This is a genomic window from Streptococcus sp. 9903 (assembly GCF_013276625.1).
Taxonomy (GTDB): Bacteria; Bacillota; Bacilli; order Lactobacillales; family Streptococcaceae; genus Streptococcus.
This window is the reverse complement of sequence record NZ_VMLI01000016.1, coordinates 1-25,270: the sequence shown is the minus strand read 5'-3', so window position 1 is coordinate 25,270 and position 25,270 is coordinate 1. Positions and strand designations below refer to the sequence as shown.

17 protein-coding genes are annotated in these 25,270 nt (G+C 39.9%); 4 read left to right on the top strand and 13 right to left on the bottom strand.

Going from position 1 to position 25,270, the window contains the following annotated elements; translation table 11 throughout:
* The first annotated feature begins 9 nt into the window (after nucleotides 1-9).
* From HT696_RS07220 to tpx, 4 genes are all read left to right on the top strand, one after another.
* On the top strand, nucleotides 10-732 hold the full coding sequence (locus HT696_RS07220) for a metal ABC transporter ATP-binding protein (RefSeq protein WP_000619154.1): 723 nt from the start codon (nucleotides 10-12) through the stop codon (nucleotides 730-732).
* Nucleotides 729-1,577: a metal ABC transporter permease gene (locus HT696_RS07215; RefSeq protein ID WP_000559787.1), complete on the top strand. Its 849-nt coding sequence runs from the start codon at nucleotides 729-731 to the stop codon at nucleotides 1,575-1,577. The genes HT696_RS07220 and HT696_RS07215 overlap by 4 nt, the downstream gene beginning before the upstream one ends.
* Nucleotides 1,578-1,608: 31 nt before the next feature.
* A complete protein-coding gene (gene psaA, locus HT696_RS07210) occupies nucleotides 1,609-2,538 on the top strand; it encodes a metal ABC transporter substrate-binding lipoprotein/adhesin PsaA (RefSeq protein WP_138704798.1) in 930 nt (309 codons plus the stop codon).
* A 422-nt stretch (nucleotides 2,539-2,960) separates the two neighbouring features.
* Nucleotides 2,961-3,452 (top strand): thiol peroxidase, encoded by a 492-nt coding sequence (tpx, locus tag HT696_RS07205; RefSeq protein ID WP_173282498.1) that lies wholly within the window; start codon nucleotides 2,961-2,963, stop codon nucleotides 3,450-3,452.
* Between the two features lie 84 nt (nucleotides 3,453-3,536).
* Here tpx and HT696_RS07200 read toward each other — a convergent pair whose 3' ends face one another.
* From HT696_RS07200 to ftsA, 13 genes are all read right to left on the bottom strand, one after another.
* A complete protein-coding gene (locus HT696_RS07200) occupies nucleotides 3,537-6,245 on the bottom strand; it encodes an ABC transporter permease (protein WP_173282497.1) in 2,709 nt (902 codons plus the stop codon).
* 1 nt (nucleotide 6,246) lies between these two features.
* Nucleotides 6,247-6,948, bottom strand: coding sequence for an ABC transporter ATP-binding protein (locus tag HT696_RS07195; protein ID WP_061439708.1), 702 nt, complete (start codon nucleotides 6,946-6,948; stop codon nucleotides 6,247-6,249).
* 216 nt (nucleotides 6,949-7,164) lie between these two features.
* Complete coding sequence (locus HT696_RS07190) at nucleotides 7,165-9,576, bottom strand: glycoside hydrolase family 95 protein (RefSeq protein WP_173282496.1); 2,412 nt, start codon at nucleotides 9,574-9,576, stop codon at nucleotides 7,165-7,167.
* Nucleotides 9,577-9,628: 52 nt separating this feature from the next.
* Nucleotides 9,629-10,321: a phosphoglycerate mutase gene (locus tag HT696_RS07185; RefSeq protein WP_000240129.1), complete on the bottom strand. Its 693-nt coding sequence runs from the start codon at nucleotides 10,319-10,321 to the stop codon at nucleotides 9,629-9,631.
* 158 nt (nucleotides 10,322-10,479) lie between these two features.
* Nucleotides 10,480-16,062, bottom strand: a complete 5,583-nt coding sequence (locus tag HT696_RS07180) for a ZmpA/ZmpB/ZmpC family metallo-endopeptidase (protein WP_173283478.1) — start codon at nucleotides 16,060-16,062, stop codon at nucleotides 10,480-10,482.
* 183 nt (nucleotides 16,063-16,245) lie between these two features.
* Nucleotides 16,246-19,038 (bottom strand): isoleucine--tRNA ligase, encoded by a 2,793-nt coding sequence (ileS, locus tag HT696_RS07175; protein WP_173282494.1) that lies wholly within the window; start codon nucleotides 19,036-19,038, stop codon nucleotides 16,246-16,248.
* Nucleotides 19,039-19,290: 252 nt separating this feature from the next.
* The gene (locus tag HT696_RS07170) at nucleotides 19,291-20,172 is read right to left on the bottom strand and encodes a DivIVA domain-containing protein (protein ID WP_345789491.1); all 882 of its coding nucleotides are present in this window, start codon (nucleotides 20,170-20,172) and stop codon (nucleotides 19,291-19,293) included.
* Between the two features lie 8 nt (nucleotides 20,173-20,180).
* The gene (locus tag HT696_RS07165; RefSeq protein ID WP_173234622.1) at nucleotides 20,181-20,966 is read right to left on the bottom strand and encodes an RNA-binding protein; all 786 of its coding nucleotides are present in this window, start codon (nucleotides 20,964-20,966) and stop codon (nucleotides 20,181-20,183) included.
* Between the two features lie 4 nt (nucleotides 20,967-20,970).
* Nucleotides 20,971-21,234, bottom strand: coding sequence for a YggT family protein (locus HT696_RS07160; protein WP_101776779.1), 264 nt, complete (start codon nucleotides 21,232-21,234; stop codon nucleotides 20,971-20,973).
* The gene (locus tag HT696_RS07155) at nucleotides 21,234-21,773 is read right to left on the bottom strand and encodes a cell division protein SepF (RefSeq protein ID WP_173234620.1); all 540 of its coding nucleotides are present in this window, start codon (nucleotides 21,771-21,773) and stop codon (nucleotides 21,234-21,236) included. The genes HT696_RS07160 and HT696_RS07155 overlap by 1 nt, the downstream gene beginning before the upstream one ends.
* A gap of 9 nt (nucleotides 21,774-21,782) precedes the next feature.
* On the bottom strand, nucleotides 21,783-22,454 hold the full coding sequence (locus tag HT696_RS07150; RefSeq protein WP_173234618.1) for a YggS family pyridoxal phosphate-dependent enzyme: 672 nt from the start codon (nucleotides 22,452-22,454) through the stop codon (nucleotides 21,783-21,785).
* Nucleotides 22,455-22,458: 4 nt separating this feature from the next.
* A complete protein-coding gene (gene ftsZ / locus HT696_RS07145; RefSeq protein ID WP_173282493.1) occupies nucleotides 22,459-23,718 on the bottom strand; it encodes a cell division protein FtsZ in 1,260 nt (419 codons plus the stop codon).
* Nucleotides 23,719-23,734: 16 nt separating this feature from the next.
* Entirely contained in the window at nucleotides 23,735-25,108 is a 1,374-nt protein-coding gene (ftsA, locus tag HT696_RS07140) for a cell division protein FtsA (protein WP_173282492.1), read from the bottom strand.
* Between the last annotated feature and the right edge of the window lie 162 nt (nucleotides 25,109-25,270).

Here is a 25,270-nt window from a genome sequence, read left to right as displayed (position 1 = left end):
TACAAGCTTATGATACGTATCGAAAACCTCAGTGTCTCCTACAAAGAAACGTTGGCACTTAAGGATATTTCACTAGTGCTCCATGGACCAACAATTACCGGTATCATTGGTCCAAACGGTGCTGGGAAATCAACATTATTAAAAGGGATGCTGGGAATTATCCCACAGCAAGGTCAGGCATTTCTCGATGACAAGGAAGTTAAAAAATCCTTACATCGAATCGCCTATGTCGAACAAAAAATCAATATCGACTACAACTTTCCCATCAAGGTCAAGGAATGCGTCTCGCTAGGACTCTTTCCTTCTATCCCTCTCTTTCACAGTTTAAAGGCTAAACATTGGAAGAAAGTGAAAGAAGCCCTTGAAATCGTCGGTCTAGCTGACTACGCAGAACGGCAAATCAGTCAACTGTCTGGAGGTCAATTCCAGCGGGTCTTGATTGCTAGATGTTTGGTACAGGAAGCCGACTATATCCTCTTGGATGAACCCTTTGTTGGGATTGACTCTGTCAGTGAGGAAATCATCATGAATACGTTGAGAGATCTGAAAAAAGCTGGGAAGACGGTTCTAATCGTTCACCACGACCTCAGCAAGGTTCCCCTCTACTTCGATCAAGTCTTGCTTGTCAATCGAGAAGTGATTGCCTTTGGTCCAACCAAAGAAACCTTTACCGAAGCCAATCTCAAAGAAGCTTACGGTAATCGACTCTTTTTCAATGGAGGTGACCTATGATTGCAGAATTTATCGATGGATTGCAAAAATTCCATTTCCTACAAAATGCCTTGATAACAGCTATTGTCGTCGGGGTCGTAGCTGGAGCTGTAGGATGTTTCATCATTCTACGCGGGATGTCACTCATGGGAGATGCCATTTCACATGCTGTCTTACCAGGTGTAGCCCTCTCCTTCATCTTGGGCCTTGACTTCTTTATCGGAGCCATTGTCTTTGGACTGCTAGCTGCCATCATCATTACCTACATCAAGGGAAACTCGATTATCAAAAGCGATACCGCCATCGGCATTACCTTTTCTTCTTTCTTAGCCCTCGGTATCATCTTGATTAGTGTCGCTAAAAGTTCAACTGATCTTTTCCATATCCTTTTTGGTAATATCCTAGCCGTCCAAGATACGGATATGTTTATTACTATGGGTGTTGGGGCAGTCATTCTCTTGTTAATCTGGATTTTCTTCAAGCAACTCTTGATAACTTCCTTTGATGAACTCTTGGCCAAAGCCATGGGAATGCCTGTCAATTTCTATCACTACCTTCTCATGGTACTCTTGACTCTCGTGTCTGTGACAGCCATGCAAAGTGTCGGAACTATCCTGATTGTAGCCATGCTGATTACCCCAGCTGCAACTGCTTATCTGTATGCTAATAGCCTGAAAAGTATGATTTTCCTTTCCTCAACCTTTGGAGCGACTGCTTCAGTTTTGGGACTCTTTATCGGCTATAGCTTTAACGTTGCGGCAGGTTCTAGTATCGTGCTTACAGCTGCTAGTTTCTTTCTCATTAGCTTCTTTATCGCTCCAAAACAACGATATTTGAAACTAAAAAATAAACATTTGTTAAAATAAGGGGCAAAGCCCCAATAAATTGGAGGATCTAATGAAAAAATTAGGTACATTACTCGTTCTCTTTCTTTCCGTCATTGCTCTTGTAGCATGTGCTAGCGGAAAAAAAGATACAGCTTCTGGTCAAAAACTAAAAGTTGTTGCTACAAACTCAATCATCGCTGATATTACTAAAAATATTGCTGGTGACAAGATTGATCTTCACAGTATCGTTCCGATTGGACAAGACCCACACGAATACGAACCACTTCCTGAAGATGTTAAGAAAACTTCTGAGGCAGACCTCATTTTCTATAACGGTATCAACCTTGAAACAGGTGGTAATGCTTGGTTCACCAAATTGGTAGAAAATGCTAAGAAAACTGAAAACAAAGACTACTTTGCAGTCAGTGAAGGTGTTGAAGTTATCTACCTTGAAGGAAAAAATGAAAAAGGTAAAGAAGACCCACACGCTTGGCTTAACCTTGAAAATGGAATTATCTTTGCTAAAAATATCGCCAAACAATTGAGCGCTAAAGATCCTAACAACAAGGAATTCTATGAAAAAAATCTCAAAGAATATACTGATAAGTTAGACAAACTTGATAAAGAAAGTAAGGATAAATTTAATAATATCCCTGCTGAAAAGAAACTCATTGTAACCAGCGAAGGAGCATTCAAATACTTCTCTAAAGCCTATGGTGTCCCAAGTGCTTACATCTGGGAAATCAACACTGAAGAAGAAGGAACACCTGAACAAATCAAGACCTTGGTTGAAAAACTTCGCCAAACAAAAGTTCCATCACTCTTTGTAGAATCAAGTGTGGATGACCGTCCAATGAAAACTGTTTCTCAAGACACAAACATCCCAATCTACGCACAAATCTTTACTGACTCTATCGCAGAACAAGGTAAAGAAGGCGACAGCTACTACAGCATGATGAAATACAACCTTGACAAGATTGCTGAAGGATTGGCTAAATAATCTAGATATTAGTTTATCTATTACTAGGTTCTTGTCTCTCTTTACATTACTTCTAATATTAGCTTTGTTAGTTCTATCTCTAGCTACAAAACAGCGTTTATAAGAATAAAGATTTCTTAAATCAGTACGAACGAAGTGAGTTTTTACCAGATATTTCTCACTGTAGTGGTATCCTAGATAAGAACTTTGATCTTATCTAGGACGGAATTTTTGAGACCTAGGGCTCAAAAATTAGGGATGAAATTCCGAAGGAAGTTGCTCCCGTCCGCACTACCTTCGAGAAATATCAAATAGATAAAAAATCTGAAAAACGTCATTCTCACATGAGCTGGCGTTTTTTTCTATGCCCATATTTCCGGTCAAATCATTGGAAAATTCCGACTGTTTCAGCTAAAATGGAAGAAAAAAGATTGGAGTATCCTATGGTAACTTTTCTCGGAAATCCTGTGAGCTTTACAGGTAAACAACTACAAGTCGGTGACAAGGCACTTGATTTTTCACTCACTACAACAGACCTTTCTAAAAAAACTCTAGCAGATTTTGATGGCAAGAAAAAAGTCTTGAGTGTCGTGCCTTCTATCGATACAGGCATCTGCTCAACTCAAACGCGTCGTTTTAATGAAGAACTGGCTGGACTGGATAATACGGTTGTCTTGACTGTTTCAATGGACCTACCATTTGCCCAAAAACGTTGGTGTGGGGCTGAAGGTATTGAAAATGCCATCATGCTTTCAGACTATTTCGACCATTCCTTTGGACGTGATTACGCCCTCTTAATCAATGAGTGGCACCTATTGGCACGCGCAGTCTTTGTCCTCGATACCGACAATACTATTCGCTACGTTGAATACGTGGACAATATCAACTCTGAACCAAACTTCGAAGCCGCAATTGCAGCTGCTAAAGCCCTATAGAAAAAATCCTCTGTCACAAANNTTTGTGACAGAGGATTTTTGTTTACGAGTAAATACAAGGTCAATCAGCTAAAAATAACTACCTTACTCTACAGATTTCAAGGCTTCAAGCATATCAACCTTTCTCAGATGATAATTGACAAAGAAACCAAGCAAGGTCAAAATGATGCTTACTGCTGCCACTGGAATTACATAGACTTCCCAGCCTACCCGCGGATAAAAGAGAATAGTCGCAGGCGAAATCATTTGAATCAAAAATTGGTGTAAATAAAAACCAGATACCAAACCAAGTACGATTCCCACAAGGGACAGCACAATCGTCTCACGATAAATGTAGAGGGTGACTTCATTATTATAAAAACCGAGAACCTTGATAGTGGAGAGTTCACGGATTCTCTCAGCCACATTGATATTGGTCAAATTGTAGAGGATAACAATAGCCAACAGAACCGATACGATGACCAAGATGGTCATGGTCTGATTGAGTGAGCTAGCAACGGAGTCAAAGAGTCGAATGGCTGAAGCATTTTGAACGACGCTGGACACCGCAACCTGATTCATAAGCAAACCTGCCTGCCTTTCAATACTAGTAGCACTAGAATCCTTTAGCGAGATCAGATAAGTGTTGGCTTGGGGTAGCTGTCCGTAAAGTTGCTCATAGTCAGTCTGACTCATATAAATAAAATGACCAACGTAGTTCTCAGCAATAGCAGCGACCTTTAGCTTCTTACCTTCAATTTCTAGAGTCTGCCCAACCTTGACACCTGCCAGCTGGGCAAGTTTAGCTGTAATAACGACGCCATCTTTTAATGTCAACTCTTGCTGATGATGTTGCAGATGAATAAAGGGAATCAAATCCTCCTTCTCTGTCATCATAAGGGTAATGGTCTGAAGACCAGCCTTGCCTTTGAAATCCTTGTCTAGCGTTTTAGAATAGATTTTCTGATAGGCTTTGATGTCCTTCCCTTTCAACACTTCTTCTAGATTTGCCTTGTCCTGATTGGTCGCACTAGGATTTTCAGAAACAATCATCTGATACTGTTGGATTTGTTGAAACTGTCTAGACGGAACTCCTGCCACAGAGGATTGTATTCCCAAGCCTGCAAAGAGCAGGGCTACAGAACCTGCCACACCAAAGATCGTCATCAACATCCGCTGCTTATAACGGAAGATATTGCGAGCAGTTACCTTATGAGTAAAACTGAGACGGCGCCAGATAAAACCGATGCGTTCCAGTAAGATTTTAGCTCCTTTAACAGGAGGTTTAGGCAGTAAAAGCTGGGCTGCTTCATCATGAAGTTCCCTACGAGCTACCAAGTAGGCTGGTAACACACTCGCCAACCAACTCAAGACAAGAGCCAGTAAGCTATAGGTCCAATAGAACTGAATCTGGGTTTCTCCTACCACCATGCCTTTTGTAATGACACTTGAAATCACACCGGCTAGTAAATAATGGCCAAGTATACTACCTAGAGCTGTTCCGACAGTCCCAGCTACTAGGCCGTAGAGGAGAAACTTGGCGATAATATCCTTGCTACGATAGCCCAAGGCCTTAAAAATTCCTGCATGTGTTCGCTCTTCATCCACAAAGCGAGTCATGGTTGTAAAGGTCACCATGGCTGCTACGGCATAAAGCACTACAGGAAAGATAGTGCCCACTGCCCGAATACTGGCTGAAGCATTATTGTACATGAGATAACCTTGACCGCCAGGCATGGTCTGACGATTATAGACTTGATACTTGGGCTCAGCTAAATCATCCAAGACTTGCTGATGTTTTTCTAATTTTTCTTTTTCTTGGGCTAGATTTTGTTCAGCCTGCTTTAGTTTGTTCTCTTCCTTACTCAATTCTTGCTTGGCTTGGGTAAGTTGAGCAAGGGCCTGCTCTCCCTGGGCTTGAGGAAGCAAGGCTAGTTGACTTTCTTGAGCCTGTATACGAGCTTGAGCAGCTGCTAAACGACGCTTGCCTTCCTGCAAATTAGTCTCAGCCTTGTCAAGGGTCTCTTGGCCCTTGTCTAGAGACTCTTGTCCTTCTTTTTTCAAGAGTTGCAGACGTGCCTTACCATTATCTGACAAAGCTTGTTCAAGGTCTTCCTGATGTTGCTTGGATTTTTCTTCATAAGCTGCTGAAAAAGCATTTAAACCTGCTAAATCTTGATATTTCAAGCGTGCTATATTATAGACTTTTTGATCAAACTGGTTAGGCAAAATCACCCCGTAAGCTGTCAGAGTCCCACTTCCACTTCCTGCGTAGCCCATATCTCGCTGGGAGAGGATTTCAGCTGAATCCACAAAACCAGTAATGGTATAAGTATGGTCTTTTAAAGAGGAATGACCCTCTTCTTTTTCTTTAAAACTAATCTCCTGTCCCACGCTGTATTGACCCTGCAGATGACTTGCCAAAGCGATTTCCTTGTCTGACTGAGGAAGTCGTCCCTCTCTTAGCTGAAAGGTTGAAATTCGCTCTGGTTTGGAGTACAGCCGAATGGCATCCTGCCCATTATCCATAGTCACATCTGTCAAATAGCCAAACTCAACCTCTGCGCCCTCTATCTGTTCTAGTTCTTCTTGATCTGTTTGATCCAAGCCATAGTTAGACATGACTGCCAAATCCAGGGTTTGAGCAGTTCTTAAATAAGCATTAGCTGTCGCCTCCATGTTGGGGCTAGTCACTTTGAGGCCTACTAGGGCTAAAGAACCCAACATCATCAAGGTCAAGATGGATAAAAAACGCCCCTTGGAGCCTGTGAAGGACTGAATCAAGTCCTTCCAATAGGTTTTTCGCTTGATCATGCTAGTACTCCAAACTGTCAATATCCTGAGGATGCTGGTTGAGCACCACATCCTTAACACTGGCATCGTGCATATGAATCACGCGATCAGCAATGGGCGCCAAAGCTCCATTATGAGTCACGATGATCACCGTCGCTCCCTTTTGACGAGACATATCTTGGAGGATTTTCAAAACCTGCTTGCCCGTCTGATAATCCAAGGCACCTGTCGGTTCGTCACAAAGGAGAATTTTAGGATTTTTGGCTACCGCGCGTGCAATGGAGACTCGCTGTTGCTCCCCTCCAGAAAGCTGAGCTGGAAAGTTATTGAGACGATGAGCCAGACCTACATCTGTCAAGACCTGTTCAGGATCCAAGGCATCCGTCACGATTTCAGAAGCCAGTTCCACATTTTCCTTAGCAGTCAAATTGGAAACTAGGTTATAAAACTGAAAAACAAAACCGACATCATTGCGGCGGTAATTGGTTCGCTGGTGGGAACTATAGTCTGCAATATTGGCACCATCAATCCAGATTTCCCCCTCATCATTGGTATCCATTCCCCCTAGGAGATTGAGAACTGTTGACTTACCTGCACCAGATGCACCAAGGATAATAACCAATTCACCCTTCTCAATCTCAAAATTCACATCACGATTGGCCACAATCTCCGTGTCCCCAACCTGATAACGCTTGTAACAGTGTTTCATCTCAATATAAGCCATCAGACCCACCCTCTCTTAAACAAATTATACTCCTCGAAAATCTCTTCAAAACACTGTTTTGAGCAACCTGCGGTTAGCTTTCTAGTTTGCTCTTTGATTTTCATTGAGTATTACTTCCTATTACCATTATAACGCTTTTTCAACTAGTTGGAAACTGCTTACATTCTCAAATCCTTATTAAAAGGCAGTCTCAAACCACTGCCTTCTAACATCTTCTTAAAAATAAAATTGAACCAGATTGCCTTCTGCTGTTGCTACCGAAATACAATCTTTCTCTATGCATTTCGCTTTTATTGTTTCTTTATCCAATTTAATCACACTCTTCTCAATACCTGGATAAGAGACTCTCAATTCTCCTCCACTTCTTGATAAAATGGTCATCTGTAAGAGTTTTTTATCCTCCCACCTCATGCTCACTTCAAAATGTCCACGTGCCATTAAGTCTGAAACGGAACCTGTTGACCATGCATCAGGTAGGGCAGCTAGAGGTACCAGATAAGCTGTATGAGACTGGAGTAACATTTCTGCCATGCCACTAGTAGCACCAAAATTACCATCTATCTGAAAAGGAGGATGGCTACACCAAAGATTTGGCAAGGTGGATGACTTTAACTGCTCTGCTAATAATTTATGGGCTCGATTGCCATCTCCCAAACGCGCCCAGAGATTGATCTTATTAGCCTTGGACCAACCTGTGCCCCCATCTCCACGATCATTGAGACTAGCACGCGCGGCTTCAAGATACTCCTGCCCCTTATAGCTAAAGAGATTGCCAGGATAGAGTCCCACCAGATGGGAAGCATGCCGATGTTGGGCCTCCACTTTCTCATTTTGAAAATACTGCTCTTCCTCCTCATACCACTCCCTGATTCGACTAGATTGATTGATTTGAAGAGGATTAAGCAAGTCAAACTTCTGCTTGACCTCAGTCAACAAAGCCCCATCCAGTCCCAATTCTTGAGCAGCCTGAATAAAATCATGAAATAACTGCCAAATCAGAGATTGGTCATAGGTATTGCCAATCGAAATCGGCCCATGTTCTGGCGAATAAGACGGAGAAGACACCCAACGCTGCGCCTGCTGATCCTTATGTAAAAAGGCATTCCAAAAACGAACCGTTTCCCTCAACATGGGATAAATTTTCTCCCTGAGATAGTCTTGGTCCCTATAAAATGAATAGGCTTCATAAACAGTTTGCATCATCCACGCATTGGCAGCTGGTGACCAACCCCAATAGTAATCCCAACCAGGTGCCGTCCAGCCAAAAGGAGTCGCTTGAGTATGAACCAACCAACCATTCTCCTCTCCTTCCCGAGAGACGATTCCTGCATACCTTGCAGCCGCTATGCGACCATAGACACGCAAAACATCGATATAGTTGATAACCGGAAAGGCCGTCTCTAGGAGATTGGTAACATAGGCTGGCCAATAATTCATCTGCAGGTTGATATTCAGGTGATAGTCCGAATTCCAAGGAGGATTATCGACCGCATTCCAGACTCCCTGTAGGTTAGCTGGTAGAGCATCCGGACAGTCTCTAGAAGAACTAATCAATAAATACCGTCCATACTGGAAGAACAACTCCTCCAAAGCCTGCCCCTCTTGTGGCTTATAATTTTTTAACAAATCATCTGTAGTGGATGTGTCTACATCAGCTCCCAAATCCAATTGAACACGCTGGAATAAGGCTTGGTAGTCCTCAATATGCCTTGATTTCAATTGGGCATAGCCCTTTTCTTTAGCTGTGTCCACCAAGTCTATCACCTGTTGCTCTAAATCTAGTTTCTTGCGATAATTACTAGCAGGATTTTGGGCAAAATCTGTCTTAGCCGCCAAGAAGAGATTGGCATAACTGGCTCCTGATATCTGAATCTTATCTGACCAGACTCTAATGTCTCCATCCGTTTCCCAAGCTAAACAGCTAGCAAACCGCAGGTCATTGTCCTTAACCCTCCCCTTCATCAAAATATGAGAATCAGTAATATCCAACTTGCATTCCTTGTAATCAGATTTTTCCTGTTCATACTTTCCATCAGAAGCCAAATCACGGGTCAAGGATAGTTCTATAGTAAAATCTAGAGTTTCCAACCCTTCCTGAGTAAAGCGCTGAACCAAGAGATCATCTGGAAAACTGGCAAAGGCTTCACGTTCAAATTTCGTTCCCTTATAGACATAAGAAGTCGTCGCAAGTGCCTTACTAATATTCAGCTGTCTCTGATAGTTCGTCACCTGAGACAAAGTCGTACCTTGCTGGCTGAACTCAATGAAAATATCCCCAAAGGACAGATAGGTCCCATATTGACTCGTTTTGGGCCCGACCAGGTGCTGTTCAGCCAGTTCCTTAGCCCGATTGTAATCTCTCTTTTCCAAAGCCTGCCGAATCTCAGCTAAAAAGTTATGCTGTTCTTGAAGATTTCCACCCTGATAATCTGAACTATCAGGAAGTGGACCTCCAGACCAGAGACTTTTTTCATTGAATTGAATCCGCTCAGCCCCTATAAGCCCAAATACTTTTGCCCCTAAAGAACCATTTCCTATCGGTAAGGCCTCTTCTTCCCAGCCCTTATATGTTGTTGACGCTGGTTGCTTGTAGGCCAGTACATAATCTTGTTTTTTATTCCTTATCATACTACCATACTAACATAAAAAGCCTAGAAATCAATTCTAGACTTACAATTTTTTATTTTCCAAGGTAGTATTCAGAAACTACGTTCAATTTTTCGTCAAATTCGAATACCAATGGTGGGAAGTTAGGGATTTCCACGTCCATGATTTCGTCATCTGACAAACCTTTGATATGTTTTACAAGGGCACGGATTGAGTTACCGTGAGCTCCTACGAATACGTTTTTACCATCTTTAAGAGCTGGAGCGATTTTATCTTCCCAGAATGGAAGGGCACGTTCCAAAGTCACTTTCAAGTTTTCAGCATCTGGGATAACTGAGTCGTCAAGTGAAGCGTAACGACGGTCAGTGTGAGCTGAGTGCTCATCATCACGGTCCATGTTTGGAGGCAATACATCGTATGAACGACGCCAGATGTGAACTTGCTCATCACCAAATTGTTCAGCAGCTTCAGCTTTGTTTTTACCAGTCAAACCACCGTAGTGACGTTCGTTCAAGCGCCATGATTTTTCAACTGGAACCCACAATTGGTCAGAAGCTTCAAGAGCCAAGTTAGTTGTTTTGATCGCACGTTTCAATACTGAAGTGTAAGCTTGGTCAAATTCGATACCAGCTTCTTTGATCAATTTACCAGCGTCAATCGCTTGTTGTGTACCTTTTTCAGACAAATCAACATCAGCCCAACCAGTGAAAAGGTTAGCTTTGTTCCATTCAGACTCACCGTGGCGAGCAAAAACCAATTTTACCATTAGATGGATTCTCCTTTAAATTTTCCGAGGTTTCCCCTCGTTTATCTATTCTATTCTACACAATTTTTCACAAAAAAGCTAGTCAAAACCAAAAAGGAAAGAGTTTCACACATGAAGAAACGAAACCTATCTTCATGTGCTACCCCTAATTAGTAAATTTATTTTTCCTCATCAAAAATTGAACTTCTAAAATCATTAGTTTGATCTAGATAAGCTTTAAAAATCGCTTGTTTAAGTTTATGAACTCTATTATGTTCAAGATACATTTTCGCTAGTTCATCCTCTGCATCAGCTTTAACTGCATCAGTTATCATATTACGAAGCATGTCAATATTTGTTATTGTTACCTTACTATTTCTTGAAAAACTTACATTTGGATTATAAAAGCTAATACTTATTAGATTATTAAATTTAGCTTTTCGCTCATTATACATTGCTTTTTTAAAATCAACCCATGATTTATATTCATTATTAAACACTTTTTTAAGTACTAAATCATCAGTTACATTACCAATTACTTTACCATATGATGTAATAACATGACCATTTGCTTTTGCTTCTTCTGCATATTGATTAGAAATATATGGTACCATTCCATCTTTAAATCCTTTTGCAGCTAACAATTCAAACGCCATACGACGTCCCATTAAATCACCCGGTGTCCCCTTATTATTACTTAAAGCTGCGTATATTGGTGAAAATAGTTTAATTGTATAATAGCCATTTCGTTTAAAGGTATTATCATTTCCGTTTTCATATCCTCTTCTTGTAATAACATCATTTTCAATTAGACTTTCAAATGAATTTAACTTATTAAGCTCTTCACCTGTTAAATAACGAATAACATTAGTTGCATAAGTGTTACTTCCATCTGGATCTGTTTCAAATTTATTTTCTATTTTTCTCAACAACTCATTTTTCTTATCAATCTCTAAGTTAACAACAGCATTTCCTTCTAGATATTCTAGCATATAAATTACGTCAAACATATTATGCATATATTTTTGTAAGTCTGCAGCATTTTTAAATCGTTCCGTAGGATTTTTTACCTGAAGTCTAGTTGGATTTTCTGGTTCTTCATATTTCAATATCGAGTTAATCGTAATAGTAGGATCATATGGATGATCAGGTGCTTGTAACAATCCTTTAGCATAAAACTCTGGTCCAAGTCCATTTCTTCTTCCATAACCTCCAAGATAAATTTCTCTATCTGAGTTATGTGTCATTTCGTGTGTATAAGTTACCGCACCATCTTTATCAAGCATACGATATGCCATATAGTAGAATGCGTCACCTGTAGCATATGCTCCATTAGAATTATGAACAACATTATTTCCTGCTGGACCGAAGAAGTGTTTTATTGCTGGATGATCAGTTTCAAAAGTTGCTTGGTATGTATCTTTTTCTCCTTTATCATCTGCACCAAATCTAAACGCATCATAGACTAGAACACTTCTATATAATTTTTCTTTATTTTTATCATCTAAGATTTTATACCAGTAATCATAATGATCTCTAAATCTAGCAGCCGCTTCTCTTGCTTTTGTCTCAACATAGTTATTTAAATTAGTTCCTGCTGGATGTTCGTTACTTCTATATCTGTCATAAGCTCCAAATCCTATTGTCGAAATATTCGCTATAATAAACACCGATTTTTCAGGTAATGTTAATAGCGGCAATACCATACTTGGGTATTTCCATGATGGGCTAGTTAATCTATCATATACGCCTATAGATTGCGGACTACCAGCTATTGATTGTTTATCACTTACCTCTTTAATCGTAGATTTTTCTTCTACAATATAGGCTTTAGTTTGTTCTTTAAACCATTCGTTATTTGTTTTATCTGGCACAAAAACTTTTCTATATTTTTCTAATGCATCAAATAAATTATTAGTTTTATAATTTTTCGCTAATAATACGTTATAAGTTATAACATTATTTTTAGCTAATAGATTATTATATCCAGATTTACCTAGTTCAATAACATTATCTAACGCTGAACTATTTGATTTACCAAAGAAATCCAAGTGGTACATAACTAAATCTTTTGCTTTTGTTTCACCATATTTAAAATTGTACCAACGCTCTAAATATGTTAATCCTAAAAGTAATGCTTCCTTATTATTTTTAATTTTCTCGATTACATAATTATCTATTACCTTATTGTTATTTTCCGCTATTGCAGCATCTGCAGTAAGAAGTTTTGTTAAACTGTCTCTCAAATCACGTTTAGTAGTCTTAAATTGTTCTTCTAAATATAACTCTGTTAAACTAACTTTATTAGAAACATCTAGCACTTTTCTAATTGCGTCTGATTTATATTCTACACTATTTAATGCTGGTAATACTTCATCTAAAATATTTTTATAATTGTGAAGCAATGTATTCGGTGTGTAAATTAAGTTTGTATCACCTATTCTATACTCTGCTACATTTGAAAAATCAGTTTGATAATTTACATTAAGGGTCTCTGATGTATTATCCGCGTAATATAGTAATAGTTTATTTATACTTGATTTATTTTTGTTAATATCACTAATCACTTCTTTATCTTTCATAGGAACTACTGACAATAATTCTTTATTATAAAGATTACTACTTGATTCTACTAAATTTCCGTACTTAACTATTGTCTCTCTATTGTAGAATGGTAATAGTTTTTCTATATTTTTATATACTTTTTCTTTTGATGAATCAGCATTCTCAAGATTTTTATAGTCAGTTACATATCTAGAAGAGAAATTAAAATCTTCTGTTTTAATAGTATTTTTAGATGCAAAAACAGCTTTTTTCTCTTTTATTTGTGCGTCTTCTAATACTTCTCCTCTTTGAACATCAGAATCCTTAGTTAAGATTTCATCATCTTCTTGTACTACGTTCACAACCTTATTATTTTTATTACTATATACATGACTTGCTTGCATGTTAGTGAAATCTTTTCCAGTTATTGCATTACCGTTCGTAACATTAACGTCGCTTAGTACATTAGAAAGTCGACCAGATTTTTCTAATCCGCCTACTGGGTCCCAAAGATTACCAACTACTCCACCAACGTTTGCAAAACGTTGCACATTATTAAGATTTCCTTCAGCATAACTATTACTAATTAGCGCACTATCTTCTACTGCACCAACTATTCCACCAATAGATTGATCCCCTTTAGTTGCGTTTGATGCTAAATCAATTGATGCGAACGACTTATCTATTAATCCTCTCGAACCAGAAAGTTTACCTACTAAACCTCCGATTTGATAACTAGCAACTGTGTTATATGTATTAGTTATTCTACCTGTATAGCTACTGTTAGAAATAGTAGAATTATTAACTTGCGATACTAATCCTCCTATTGCATGTTCCCCAGCTATTGCTCCGTCAGCATGAACATTACTGATTGCAGTTCTATTTTTCGCTTCTTTAGCTACTGTTGCAGCATCTTCTTTTGCTGAAATATTGGCATCTTTTAGTGAAAGATTTTCTACTGTAGCACCATTTAATCCTCCAAATAATGGTTTTTTCAAATTATAAATAGCATAATATTTCTCATTATTTGTACCTACTAATGTTCCATGAAATTCATTTTTCACATAACTTTCTTGACCATCTGAAAGTTCAACTTCACGAGCATCCATAGTTGCACCTAAACGGAACTCTCCATAAGGATTACTATTCATTGCATCAACTAAATTTTTAAACGATGTATATACCCCAGTTTCACTTTGCTGAGTTTTTGGTAAATAATAAGTATAATTTTCTAATACATTACTATTTTCATGCTGTATCAGATTATTTGCACTTGCTACTATTTTATAAACAGCTCTATTATCTTTAGTATCATTAGTAATGGTTTTAACTGGAAGCATCACGTCTTTAAAGTTCTCTGATTTTACTTTCATGAAGTAAGTTTCTGGATTACTTGGTAAAGAATCAAGTGAAGGTACATGACGATACTTATCGCCTTCTTTAGAATATAGTTCTACAGAAGATATATTTCTAAGCTCTAGTTTTTTATCAACTTGCTTTTCTTCTTTAACAGATTCTTCTGCTGGAGACGGTGTTTCTGATTTATCTGAAGTCGTTTCTGTATCTATCGTTTCTGCCCCTTCTGTTCCTGAAGATGTTGAAATACCTGAGCTCTCAGCTGGCTCATCTGATACTAGACTATCACCTGAATTTTCTGATGTATCCCCCGATTGCTTTTCTGTTGTTTCCTCAATATTTGTAGACTGTTCTGGAGTTGCCGACTCTGTACCTGATGGTTGCCCTTCTACTTTCGGTTCTTTTCCTTCAGCTCCCCCTTCTGTTCCTTCAGCTTCACTTGCTACCTCTTCTGGTTTTGTTTCATCAGAGGTCAATGTTGACGGAGTTGAGTCACCTGAATCAGCGCTAGTTGTAACGTCTGTTGATGAATTTGAAGTATTTCCCGTTGTAGCAAGTGTTTCTTCTGGAGCTGTTGATTCAGTTGATGGACTTGAGTCAGCTGAATTACTTGTTGCACTTGATGAATCCGTACTATCTGTAGCCGGTTGTCCTTCTGTGACTGTTGTTTCTTCTGCTACTGGTTTTTCTGATTCACCCTCGTTAGTATCCTCATTTGTAGAGGTTGATGCTGTTTCCGTAGTTGCAAGTTCTTCAGCTTCCGATGTTGAATCTGTTCCTGCTGAACTTGATTCTGATGATTCTTCTGACGGTACATTTGTTATGCTATCTTGTTTTCCTGTCTCCTCAACAGAAGTTTCAGCTGCATTGCCTACTTCACTTGAAGTTGTATCGTCTACTGGCGCTTCGTCTTTTTCTTCTGCTTTTGGTGTTGTTCCTGAAGCTTCTTCTGTTGAACCTGGAGTCGCTTCTGAACTTCCTTCCGCTGCTGTTGCACCTAGTGTAGCTCCTTCTGAAACTGTTCCTTCTGATGCATCTTCTTTAGGTGCTAGTTTCTCTTCTTCACCTGTTTCTTTTGGAGTTGATTCTGATTCCACTGTTCCTTCAGGTGTTGATTCTACTGAAGTTCCTGAAGCTTCAGAAGATTCTGTTGGAGCTTCTACTTTTGGTTCAGTTGGTTTCGCTGCCTCTGGCTCTGTTACTTTTGGTTCTGCTGGTTCTGTTGAAGCTTCTACTTTTGGATTAGCTGGTGTTACCACCTCTGGTGCGGTTTCTTTCGGTGCTAGTGTCGTTGACTCTTCTGCTTTTGGTGCTACTGGTGCTGATACAGGCTGATAGACTGGGCTATAGTTCACAGCCATTTTTTCAACTTTCTCAGTAACATCTGTTAATTCAAAGGTAACAGCTTTTGTTTCCTGATCTTTCTTGAGCAAGACTTCGTAAGTGCGAACTTCGCCACTGGCACCACTTTCTTTGATGACAATCTTGTGTTTTGTGACTGTATCTGAAACCGTTTCAGCTTCGGTAAAGTACAATTCATTGTGCGGTAAGAATAAATTCTTGCCTGAAGCTTGATTCATTTCTTGGAGTACATCTACAGGGATATTGCTTGCTTCGCTGATAACACTTAATGTATCTCCCCACTTGATGACATACTTAAATAAATCACCTTCTTTTTGAAGGTCAGCTTTCACTTCCTCAACTGTTCTGGCTACCCAAACACCATCTTGTTCACTGGCTGATACAGTTGGAGCTAAAAAGCCTAGCCCCAGTAGAATCACACCTGTCGCAACAATTGCACCAGTTCTTAATTTTCTAAAGCCACGGAGGGACAAGTTTCCTCTAACATTTGTTTGTCTCATAATGTTTATTTTTCCTCACTAGTTTAAGAAATCGCAAGAAAAACAATCTTGCAATTTTAGCATACTTACTTTCTTCTAGTATTAGCAAAACCAATTCTCATCAAACTTTAGCCTCTCACAAGAGAGATTATAAACTTGGAATAACTGATTTTTATATACTAGACGCATAGAGACTTTTCAGTCTTATTTCTCTTCAAATCCTTCTGCGACAGCGTCCGCAAAGTTTTCTTCTACGATGCTTGCACAGTGGTCACAGATGACTGCCTGGTAGCTACGTTCTGCTGTTGTTGGGTCGATACGACGGCAACGGTCACATACTTGGCCTGCAGCACGTTCAACTGTAAAGGCTACATCTTCGAAGCTAACGGCAGTTTCTGGAGCTGTTCCTTCTGCGATGGTCAAGTCTGACACAATCAAAAGTTGAGCTACATTGCTGTTTACTGCTTCTAGTAAAGTTTTCACAACTTCATTTGGATAAACTGTCAAGTGAGCTTCAAGAGATTTCCCGATAACTTTTGCATTACGCGCTTCTTCCAAGGCTTTTTGAGCTTGTCCACGAAAATCCATAAAGGCTGCCCATGTATCCAAGATTTCTTCTTGATTAGTAAAAGTTTCTGCTTCTGGTAATTCTGACAATTGAACAAAGTCTTCAGCTTCAAACTCTAGATATGACCAGATTTCCTCTGCTGTGTGAGGAAGGATTGGTGTCAAGAGTTTGGTGATTTTGACAAGAATGTCATAGAAAACAGTCTGCATTTGACGGCGTTCCAATGATTTGGCACCTTCGATGTAGACAACATCTTTGGCAAAATCAAGGTAGAAGGCTGACAAGTCAACGTTGATAAAGTTCACCAATGCCTTATAGATTGTCAAGAATTCAAAGTTTGCATAAGCATCACGAATGGTCTTGACAAGCTGGTTAAAGCGAATCGTCATGTACTTATCAACTGAACGAAGTTCATCGTAAGCTACTGCGTCTTGAGCTGGGTTAAAGTCAGATGTGTTAGCAATCAAGAATCGAAGGGTGTTACGGATTTTACGGTAAGTTTCAGAGACTTGGCTCAAGATATCCATAGAGATACGCACGTCGTTGCTTGAGTCAACACTTGTTACCCAGAGACGCAAGATTTCCGCACCAAATTGTTTTTCAACATCACTTGGAGCAATGGTATTTCCAAGAGATTTAGACATCTTCTCACCTTTACCATCAAGGGCAAATCCTTGTGACAGAATTTGTTTGTAAGGTGCTACACCATGGTTGGCAACAGATGTGATAAGTGATGAGTTGAACCAACCACGGTACTGGTCAGAACCTTCAAGGTAAAGGTCTGCTGGGTAAGTCAACTCAGGACGGTTTACTACCACTCCATTCCATGATGAACCTGAGTCAAACCAAACGTCCATGATATCAGTTTCTTTTTTGAACTCGCCGTTTGGTGAACCTGGATGCGTAAATCCTTCTGGCAAGAGGTCCTTAGCATCACGTTCCCACCAGATGATAGAACCGTGTTCCTCAAAGAGTTGAGCCACGTGCTCAATCGTTTCAGCTGTCATGATCGCTGTACCATCTTCAGCGTAGAAGATTGGAAGTGGAACACCCCAAGCACGTTGACGAGAGATAACCCAGTCGCCACGGTCACGAATCATGTTGTAAAGACGGACTTTACCCCATTCTGAGTGGAATTTCACTTTTTCAATTTCATCCAAGATTTCTTGACGGAATTTAGAAACTGAGGCAAACCATTGTGGAACTGCACGCCAGATGATTGGTTTCTTGGTACGCCAGTCAAATGGGTATGAGTGAGAAATTTCTTCTTGGGCAAGAAGGAGGTTACCAAGTTTTTCAATAACAGTTGGAACTACCTTGTCATAGAATTGACCTTCAAACTCAGGACCAGCATTCTTCATCATGATACCACGCTCGTCAACAGTGACTGCGACTTCAAGACCATTAGCAATACCAACATTGTAGTCATCCTCACCAAAACCAGGGGCTGTATGGACAATACCAGTACCAGAGTCAGTGGTAACGTGGTCACCAAGGATAACCAACTCATCTACAGCTGTATCCCATGGGTGTTCTGTTACGATGTGGTTGAGTTCTTGACCACGGTAAGTTGCCAAGACTTGAACATCAGCCCAACCAAATTTCTCAGACAAGCTAGTCAACAATTCTGCAGCAACCACAAACTTACGAGCTTCACCAGCAGGTTGAACCAAAACGTAATCAATATCTGCACCAACAGTCAAACCACGAGAAGCTGTGATGGTAAATGGAGTTGTTGTCCAGACTACGATGTAAGTATCTGTATCTAGAACACCTTTGCCATCTTTTACCTTGTTGGCATAGTAAAGAGAAGTTGAAACCAAATCATGGTATTCAATCTCCGCTTCAGCAAGGGCTGACTCAGATGACCAAGACCAGTAAACTGGTTTTGCACCACGGTAGATATAACCTTTATTAGCCATCTCACCAAATACACGAATTTGAGCTGCCTCATAGTCAGGAGTCAAAGTCACATATGGATTTTCCCAGTCACCAGAAACACCCAAACGTTTAAAGTCTTCACGTTGTTTATCTACTTGAGAAAGAGCGTATTCACGACAAAGTTTCAAGTACTCAACCAAGTCCATTTCTTTACGTTTGACACCTTGTTTTGCCAAAACTTGCTCGATTGGCAGACCATGAGTATCCCAACCTGGGATAAATGGTGCGTAAAAACCTGACATTGATTTTGAACGAACAATGATATCTTTTGAAATCTTGTTCATAGCGTGTCCAACGTGAATATTTCCGTTCGCGTATGGAGGGCCATCATGCAAGGTGAAATGAGGTTTTCCTTGGTTCAATTCTTGACGACGTTGGTAAAGTTTTGCATCTTCCCATTCCTTTTGCCAAACTGGCTCTTTAGTAGGAAGGCCTGCACGCATTGGGAAGGCTGTTTTCCCAAGGTTAAGGGTATCTTTGAGTTTCATGGTATCTCCTTTATAAATAATAACAAATTAAAAACCACGACTGCCAAAAAGGACGAAAATCGTGGTACCACCTTTATTCGGAAAAAGATTTAGTCTTTCTCCCTCTTATCCCGTAACGTGGGGAACGTCAAATCTTACTCCATTCAGACTTGAGTTTTTGAGAGGATAATCTTATCAATAGGGATTACAGGACTCACACCATCTCCTGCTCGCTGGAAATATAAGGATAAGATATTGTTCTCAGAATATTTCTTATAAAATTGTAACGGATTCTTGCGGTGCTTCAAATCCTGGTGCTGAATCAAATGTTTCTGTAGCTGGTGTTGGAGCCGAAGGATGTACTGGAGCTACTTCTGGCTCTTCATACATTGGACCAACTGGATGAGCAGGCTCTTCTTCAATTTGAGGACTCACTACAGGAGTTGGATTTTCCACTCCCTGTTTAGCCTGAGCTTCAAATTCAGCCAATTCTTTATTGGCTGCCTCAATACGAGCTTGTAACTCTGCCATTTCTGCTTGAGAGAACTGACGTGTCATATCAATTGGTTCTTCCTCAATTGGAGCTGGAATCGGTTCTCCAAGTACTTCACTAACAACTTCTTTAAAGGCTTCATCACTGGTTTGAAGATAAGTAGCTGTTGGACGGAGAATATCTTCCCAATCTGAAGATTCAACAATAGCTAACTGGCTCTCAATTGTAGATTTAAGACGTTGGTGGAAGACACGACTCTTGTTCTTCAATTCTTCGGTTTCAACAGCAACTTTCTTAGCATTATCAGTTGCTTGACGAAGAATCTCGTTTGCCTTATATTTAGCTTCTTCCAACAAGCGTTGCGCATCCTGCTCTGCTTGATGAATGATATTGTTTGAACGTTCATGCGCCGCCTGTTTCACTCGCTCAGCTGTATCTTGGGCAATCAATACAGACTGGCTCAATGAATCTTTCATTTCGTCAAAGTAAGACAAACGCTCTTCTAAACTCTTAATACGCAAATCTTTATCATGATTCGCACGAACAAGATCTTCGTAATCACGAACCACAATATCTAAAAATTCATCGACTTCTTCTGGATCAAAACCTCTGAATCGAGTTCCAAAGGTTTTGTCCTTTATTTCTAATGATGTAATTGGCATTCTATTCCTCACTTACTTAATAATAACTGGACGGTTATTTTTTTCTTCTCTTTTTTTGTTTGTCCCTTATCTTGAAGCAATCTCAAGCGCCCAAATTTTCTTACACTAATCAAGTCTCCAACTTGAACAATATAATCTGATTTGTCTACCACATGATAATTTACTTGGACAAGTTTCTTTTCAATCAACTGGTTTGCTTGATTCCTAGATAGTTTCAAAACATTTGATAAAAGAACATCTAATCTAAAGCTAGACACACATAAATCCAGCTCTCGATACTGTTCTAGCTTATCTATTTTATCGGTGAAAGGACGTTCCTCCAGCGAAACGGGTATACGGCCAATTTTCTTTAATCCATCTTGAAATAGAAGAAGAAACTGCTGATTAATCATAATCTGCGCCCGTTCTTCATCTACTAGGATATCTCCAAAAAGTTTCCGTTCAATCCCTAATTGATTGATGACTGTCCCTAAAATCTTAGCATGCGTTAAGTGTTCAAATTTATTGGAATACACAATTTCTTGGAGAGATATTTCAAAATCTGAAAACTCTGGCTGGAAATAATCTGGGTATAATAAAACTCGAACATACTCACTCGAGACGAATTCCCCACTACTGCTACAAGCAAGACCATAAGTTTTGGCCAAAATCTTTAATAGTTTCTCCTGATGAGGATTGATAAAAGGAGTTAAAAAAGGAGCATAGCTATCTTCTACCTTCTTTATCCATTCCATTCCCTTGTCAAGAAATGGACGATCTTCTATGGAGAAATGCTGGTAAATCCCTTTATTCATCCTATCATCCTATCATCGCCAGAAAACGGACTAGGTTTTCTCCTAAAAATCGAATCAAAACAATCGCAACCCAAACAGATAAATCAAGACCTGCTATCTGTAAAGGCAGGCGTTGCAAAGGAGCAAGCACTGGTTTTACCAATGCTACAATCCAACGACCCAAACTTGATTCGTAGGCGCCTGGAAACCAAGACATGACAGCAAAGGCTACCAAAATCAGGGAGTAAATATCCACTGCATTATAAATCAGACGAATTAAAAAAATCATTATCGTACTCTATTTCGCTTCATATCAAAGCCAAACTCACCATTTTGTTCTTCATCTGGTAAACGAATATCTTCTACATTCACAATAACATTCACTGGTGTCAACAGATACATGGTAGAAGCTACCTTTTTCAAATTTCCAGCTAAAACATGACAAGCTCCATCCAAATAGTCCAAACAACGACGAGCTTGCACTTCTGTCATATATTGAAAATCAATCAAGATACTTTCGTTTCCTGCCAATAAATCAACAATTTCTGTTGCGTCTTCATATTTTCTAGGATAACGAACATCTATAATGACCTTATCCGTTGCACGCTGACTCTGATTTGCCAATTCCTGTTGTCTTGCATGAAGTCTGGTGATATTGCTATCTTTTGCACCAGCAGACTGTGAAGGTAGATTCATTGGGAGAGCCGGTTCCTGTGAAGAATTTACTGGAGTAAACACAGGCTCATCTCTTTTTTCATAAGGGAGACTTGAATCCTCATCCTCCGTAAAATAATCTATAAATCTATCGAATCTATCTTTTAAAGACATGGTTCTCTCCTACTTAAAAAATGCTGTACCTATACGAACAAAGGTGGAACCGAATTGAATCGCTTCTTTATAATCACGACTCATTCCCATACTTAACTCGGTCATAGGCATATTTGGAATTTGTTTTTCTTGGATTTCTTTTTGTAAATCTTGGGTTGCCTTGAAAATCTCTTTCAACTGCTCACTGCTAGCCTCAAAAGGTGCCATCGTCATTAAACCAACACATTCAATCTTATCTAGTTTGGCTAACTCTGGCAAGATTTCCAGCAGTTCCTCTCTCGAAAAACCGTGTTTGCTTTCTTCTTTAGAAATATTTACTTGAAGGAAGCACTTGATGACTCGGTCACTTCTTTTTTGTATTTCCTCTGCTAGCTTGACGGAATCCAAGGCATGGAAATAATCAACGTATTGAATGACATCTTTCACCTTACGTCTTTGCAAGGTACCAATCAAATGCCAAGTCACATCTCGATCTTTTAAAGCTTGATATTTCTCTAGAAACTTATCGACACGATTTTCACCGATATGATGAACACCTAGCGGAAGCAAGGCTTCCGCTGTCGGTACATCTACATACTTGGTGACTGCAATGACAGAGACTGAACCACTCTCGCGATGAGCATTCAGACTCGCCTCTGCAACTTCTCGAAAAACAAGTTCTGTATTTTCTTTTACATTCATTTACTTAACGATTTTTGAAAAATGGAGGTGTATCCAATTCATCTTCATCTTGTGAAATTGGGGCTTCAAAGCGTTCTACCGGTGACACTACTGAATCAGTCGGACGAACAATTGTCTCGCGACGTAAATCCCAATCACCAAAAGCAGATCCTTGAGCTTGTTCCGAGCGACGTGGATTTTGTTTTGGCAATTCAGCTGTTTCTGCCATATCAAAATGACGATCAAAGCCATGTGAATGAGCTGGTTTCACTGTCTCACGGTAGTTAGTAGTCGGTCTAGCTTGTGGAGCTACTACCTTCTCTACGCGATCTTGACGAACACCTGTTGCGACAACTGTTACACGAATTTCATCACGCATGCTTTCATCAATAGATGTTCCGAGCCAGATGTTCACTCCTTGACCAGCTGCTTGATTCACAATTTGTGACGCCTCTTCTGCCTCAATCAAGGTTAAGTCAAGACCACCAGTAACGTTGACAATTACATCTTCTGCTCCATCAATTGTTGTTTCAAGAAGTGGAGAGTAGATTGCTTTACGAGCTGCTTCTACCACACGTTCTTCTCCACTACCGATACCAATGCCCATGAGGGCGTTCCCTTTGTTTGCCATAACTGTTTTCACATCGGCAAAGTCAAGGTTAATCAATCCTGGATTGGTAATCAAATCGGTAATTCCTTGAACACCTTGACGGAGAACGTTATCCGCTTCGCTAAGAGCTTCAAGAAGTGGAGTTTTCTTATCAACAATTTCAAGCAAATTATTGTTTGAAATAATCAATAGAGTATCTACATGCTCACGAAGTTGATTGATTCCTTCTACAGCAAATTGTCCACGCTTGCTTCCTTCAAAACCAAACGGACGTGTTACAACGCCAACTGTAAGAGCACCTAAATCTTTGGCGATACGAGCAATAACAGGAGCAGCTCCAGTTCCAGATCCTCCTCCCATACCAGCAGTAATGAAGACCATATCCGCTCCACTGATAGCAGCTGTCAATGTTTCTTCGCTCTCTTCAGCAGCTTTTCGACCAACTTCAGGTTGACCTCCAGCACCCAAACCACGAGTCAATTTAGGGCCCAACTGAATTACAGTCTCAGCTTTTGTACTACTCAAAGCTTGTACATCTGTGTTTGCTGCGATAAATTCTACGCCTGTAACACCTTCGTCGACCATACGGTTGATGGCATTGCCACCGCCTCCACCGACACCAATTACCTTAATCACTGCACCTTGAGCAGCAGCTGTATCAAATGAAAATGTCATAATTTATTTTTCCTCTTTATTCGTCAAACATGCTTCCGATCAAGCCACGGAAACGATCTGCTAATTTCGGTTTATTTTGTGAAGCTTGTTGGAAATCCGCCATTGGTTCTGTAGGAGCCACCGGCTCTACTTCTGGAGCAGGAGCTGGTTGAACAGGCGTTGATTGTACAAACTGAGCTGTTTTCTGAATCATTCCCCCAAAACTAATTGGTTGATGAGCCAGAGCAACTTCACCCTTGACTGCTCTTTGAGCCAAAAGATTGACTTCTGTCAATTGTCCAGCGAATTCCGATAGACTAATCACATGCGCAAAGGCTGGATTGCGAATACCAACTTGGTTTGGAACATAGAGTTTGACACGAACGTCAAAGACTTCTTGAGCCAATTCTACCATACCCGGTAAAATAGCATTTCCACCGATCAAAACAATTCCACCAGGAAGATCCAATAAATGTCTTCTCTCCAAGTCTTGTTTGATTTGTTCAAAGATATGCTTGATTCGTGCAGAAATAATCTCTGACAAGTAATCTTCTGTCACTTCAACAGGTTCTACTTCCCCAATAACCTCTACTTGGAAGGTTTCTTTACTTGCAAGAGGAGGGTAAGCCTCTCCATAGTTTAATTTCAAACCTTCAGCCAACTTCTGAGAAGTTTTCAAGACTTTAGAGATATCCTTAGTTACATAATCTCCGCCTTCTTGGAGAATATTGGTAAACTGGAGTTCTTGGTTACGGATTGTAGCGACAGTCGTTTGACCTGCCCCCATATCAATCACTGTAGCACCAAATTCACGTTCACCTTCATTCAAAACTGATTGAACCATTGCTAGTGGTGAAATGATAATATTTTCAACCTGAACACCTGTACGTTCAACTGTCTTACGCAGATTGTGCAAGATAGTACGAGGGCCTGTATAAAGCAAGCCACGCATTTCAAGGCGAACCCCCATCATGCCACGTGGGTCACGAATCCCTTGGAAACCATCCACAATAAATTCTTCAGGAATAAAGGTAATGACTTCACGGTCAGGTGTCATACTCTTTGTCAAAGCTGATTTGACAACATTTTCAACATCTTGATCCGTAATTTCCTTGGTATCAGATGTTACTGGAATCATCCCTTGAGTTGGTTCTACCTGCAAAAGATTACCAGGCAAGCCGACATTCACTGATTTAATCGAAATGCCTGCCTTTTCTTCTGCTTGGGAAATAGCTGATTTGATAGCAGTTGCTGCTGCATCAATATCAACAATAATTCCATCCTTTACACCTTTACTTTTGGCATTACTCACGCCAATTACATTTAATTCACCATTTCTCTGCTCGGCTACAAGCACCTTGACAGAGCTTGTTCCAATATCTAGACCTGTAAAAAAGCCTTCTCTAGCCATTACATCGCATCCTCTCTATCTTCCAAGTTTCGCACTTCGTATTATTCCATAGCTAAACATAGGCATAGCTATTCACAGAATATTATAACACAAAAAATCTAATTGTGCTTAGTTTTTTCCTAAATTTCCCAGCCATTTTTTGAGTGCTAACTTCTCAAAGTA

Bases quoted from the DNA above. Each gene is read 5' to 3' on its own strand.
- HT696_RS07170 (WP_345789491.1), bottom strand. From the start codon at position 20,172: ATGCCAATTACATCATTAGAAATAAAGGACAAAACCTTTGGAACTCGA.
- HT696_RS07165 (WP_173234622.1), bottom strand. From the start codon at position 20,966: ATGAATAAAGGGATTTACCAGCATTTCTCCATAGAAGATCGTCCATTT.
- HT696_RS07150 (WP_173234618.1), bottom strand. From the start codon at position 22,454: ATGAATGTAAAAGAAAATACAGAACTTGTTTTTCGAGAAGTTGCAGAG.
- HT696_RS07180 (WP_173283478.1), bottom strand. From the start codon at position 16,062: ATGAGACAAACAAATGTTAGAGGAAACTTGTCCCTCCGTGGCTTTAGA.
- HT696_RS07195 (WP_061439708.1), bottom strand. From the start codon at position 6,948: ATGGCTTATATTGAGATGAAACACTGTTACAAGCGTTATCAGGTTGGG.
- HT696_RS07215 (WP_000559787.1), top strand. From the start codon at position 729: ATGATTGCAGAATTTATCGATGGATTGCAAAAATTCCATTTCCTACAA.
- HT696_RS07185 (WP_000240129.1), bottom strand. From the start codon at position 10,321: ATGGTAAAATTGGTTTTTGCTCGCCACGGTGAGTCTGAATGGAACAAA.
- HT696_RS07155 (WP_173234620.1), bottom strand. From the start codon at position 21,773: ATGTCTTTAAAAGATAGATTCGATAGATTTATAGATTATTTTACGGAG.
- HT696_RS07160 (WP_101776779.1), bottom strand. From the start codon at position 21,234: ATGATTTTTTTAATTCGTCTGATTTATAATGCAGTGGATATTTACTCC.
- ileS (WP_173282494.1), bottom strand. From the start codon at position 19,038: ATGAAACTCAAAGATACCCTTAACCTTGGGAAAACAGCCTTCCCAATG.
- ftsA (WP_173282492.1), bottom strand. From the start codon at position 25,108: ATGGCTAGAGAAGGCTTTTTTACAGGTCTAGATATTGGAACAAGCTCT.
- psaA (WP_138704798.1), top strand. From the start codon at position 1,609: ATGAAAAAATTAGGTACATTACTCGTTCTCTTTCTTTCCGTCATTGCT.
- HT696_RS07220 (WP_000619154.1), top strand. From the start codon at position 10: ATGATACGTATCGAAAACCTCAGTGTCTCCTACAAAGAAACGTTGGCA.
- ftsZ (WP_173282493.1), bottom strand. From the start codon at position 23,718: ATGACATTTTCATTTGATACAGCTGCTGCTCAAGGTGCAGTGATTAAG.
- HT696_RS07190 (WP_173282496.1), bottom strand. From the start codon at position 9,576: ATGATAAGGAATAAAAAACAAGATTATGTACTGGCCTACAAGCAACCA.
- tpx (WP_173282498.1), top strand. From the start codon at position 2,961: ATGGTAACTTTTCTCGGAAATCCTGTGAGCTTTACAGGTAAACAACTA.
- HT696_RS07200 (WP_173282497.1), bottom strand. From the start codon at position 6,245: ATGATCAAGCGAAAAACCTATTGGAAGGACTTGATTCAGTCCTTCACA.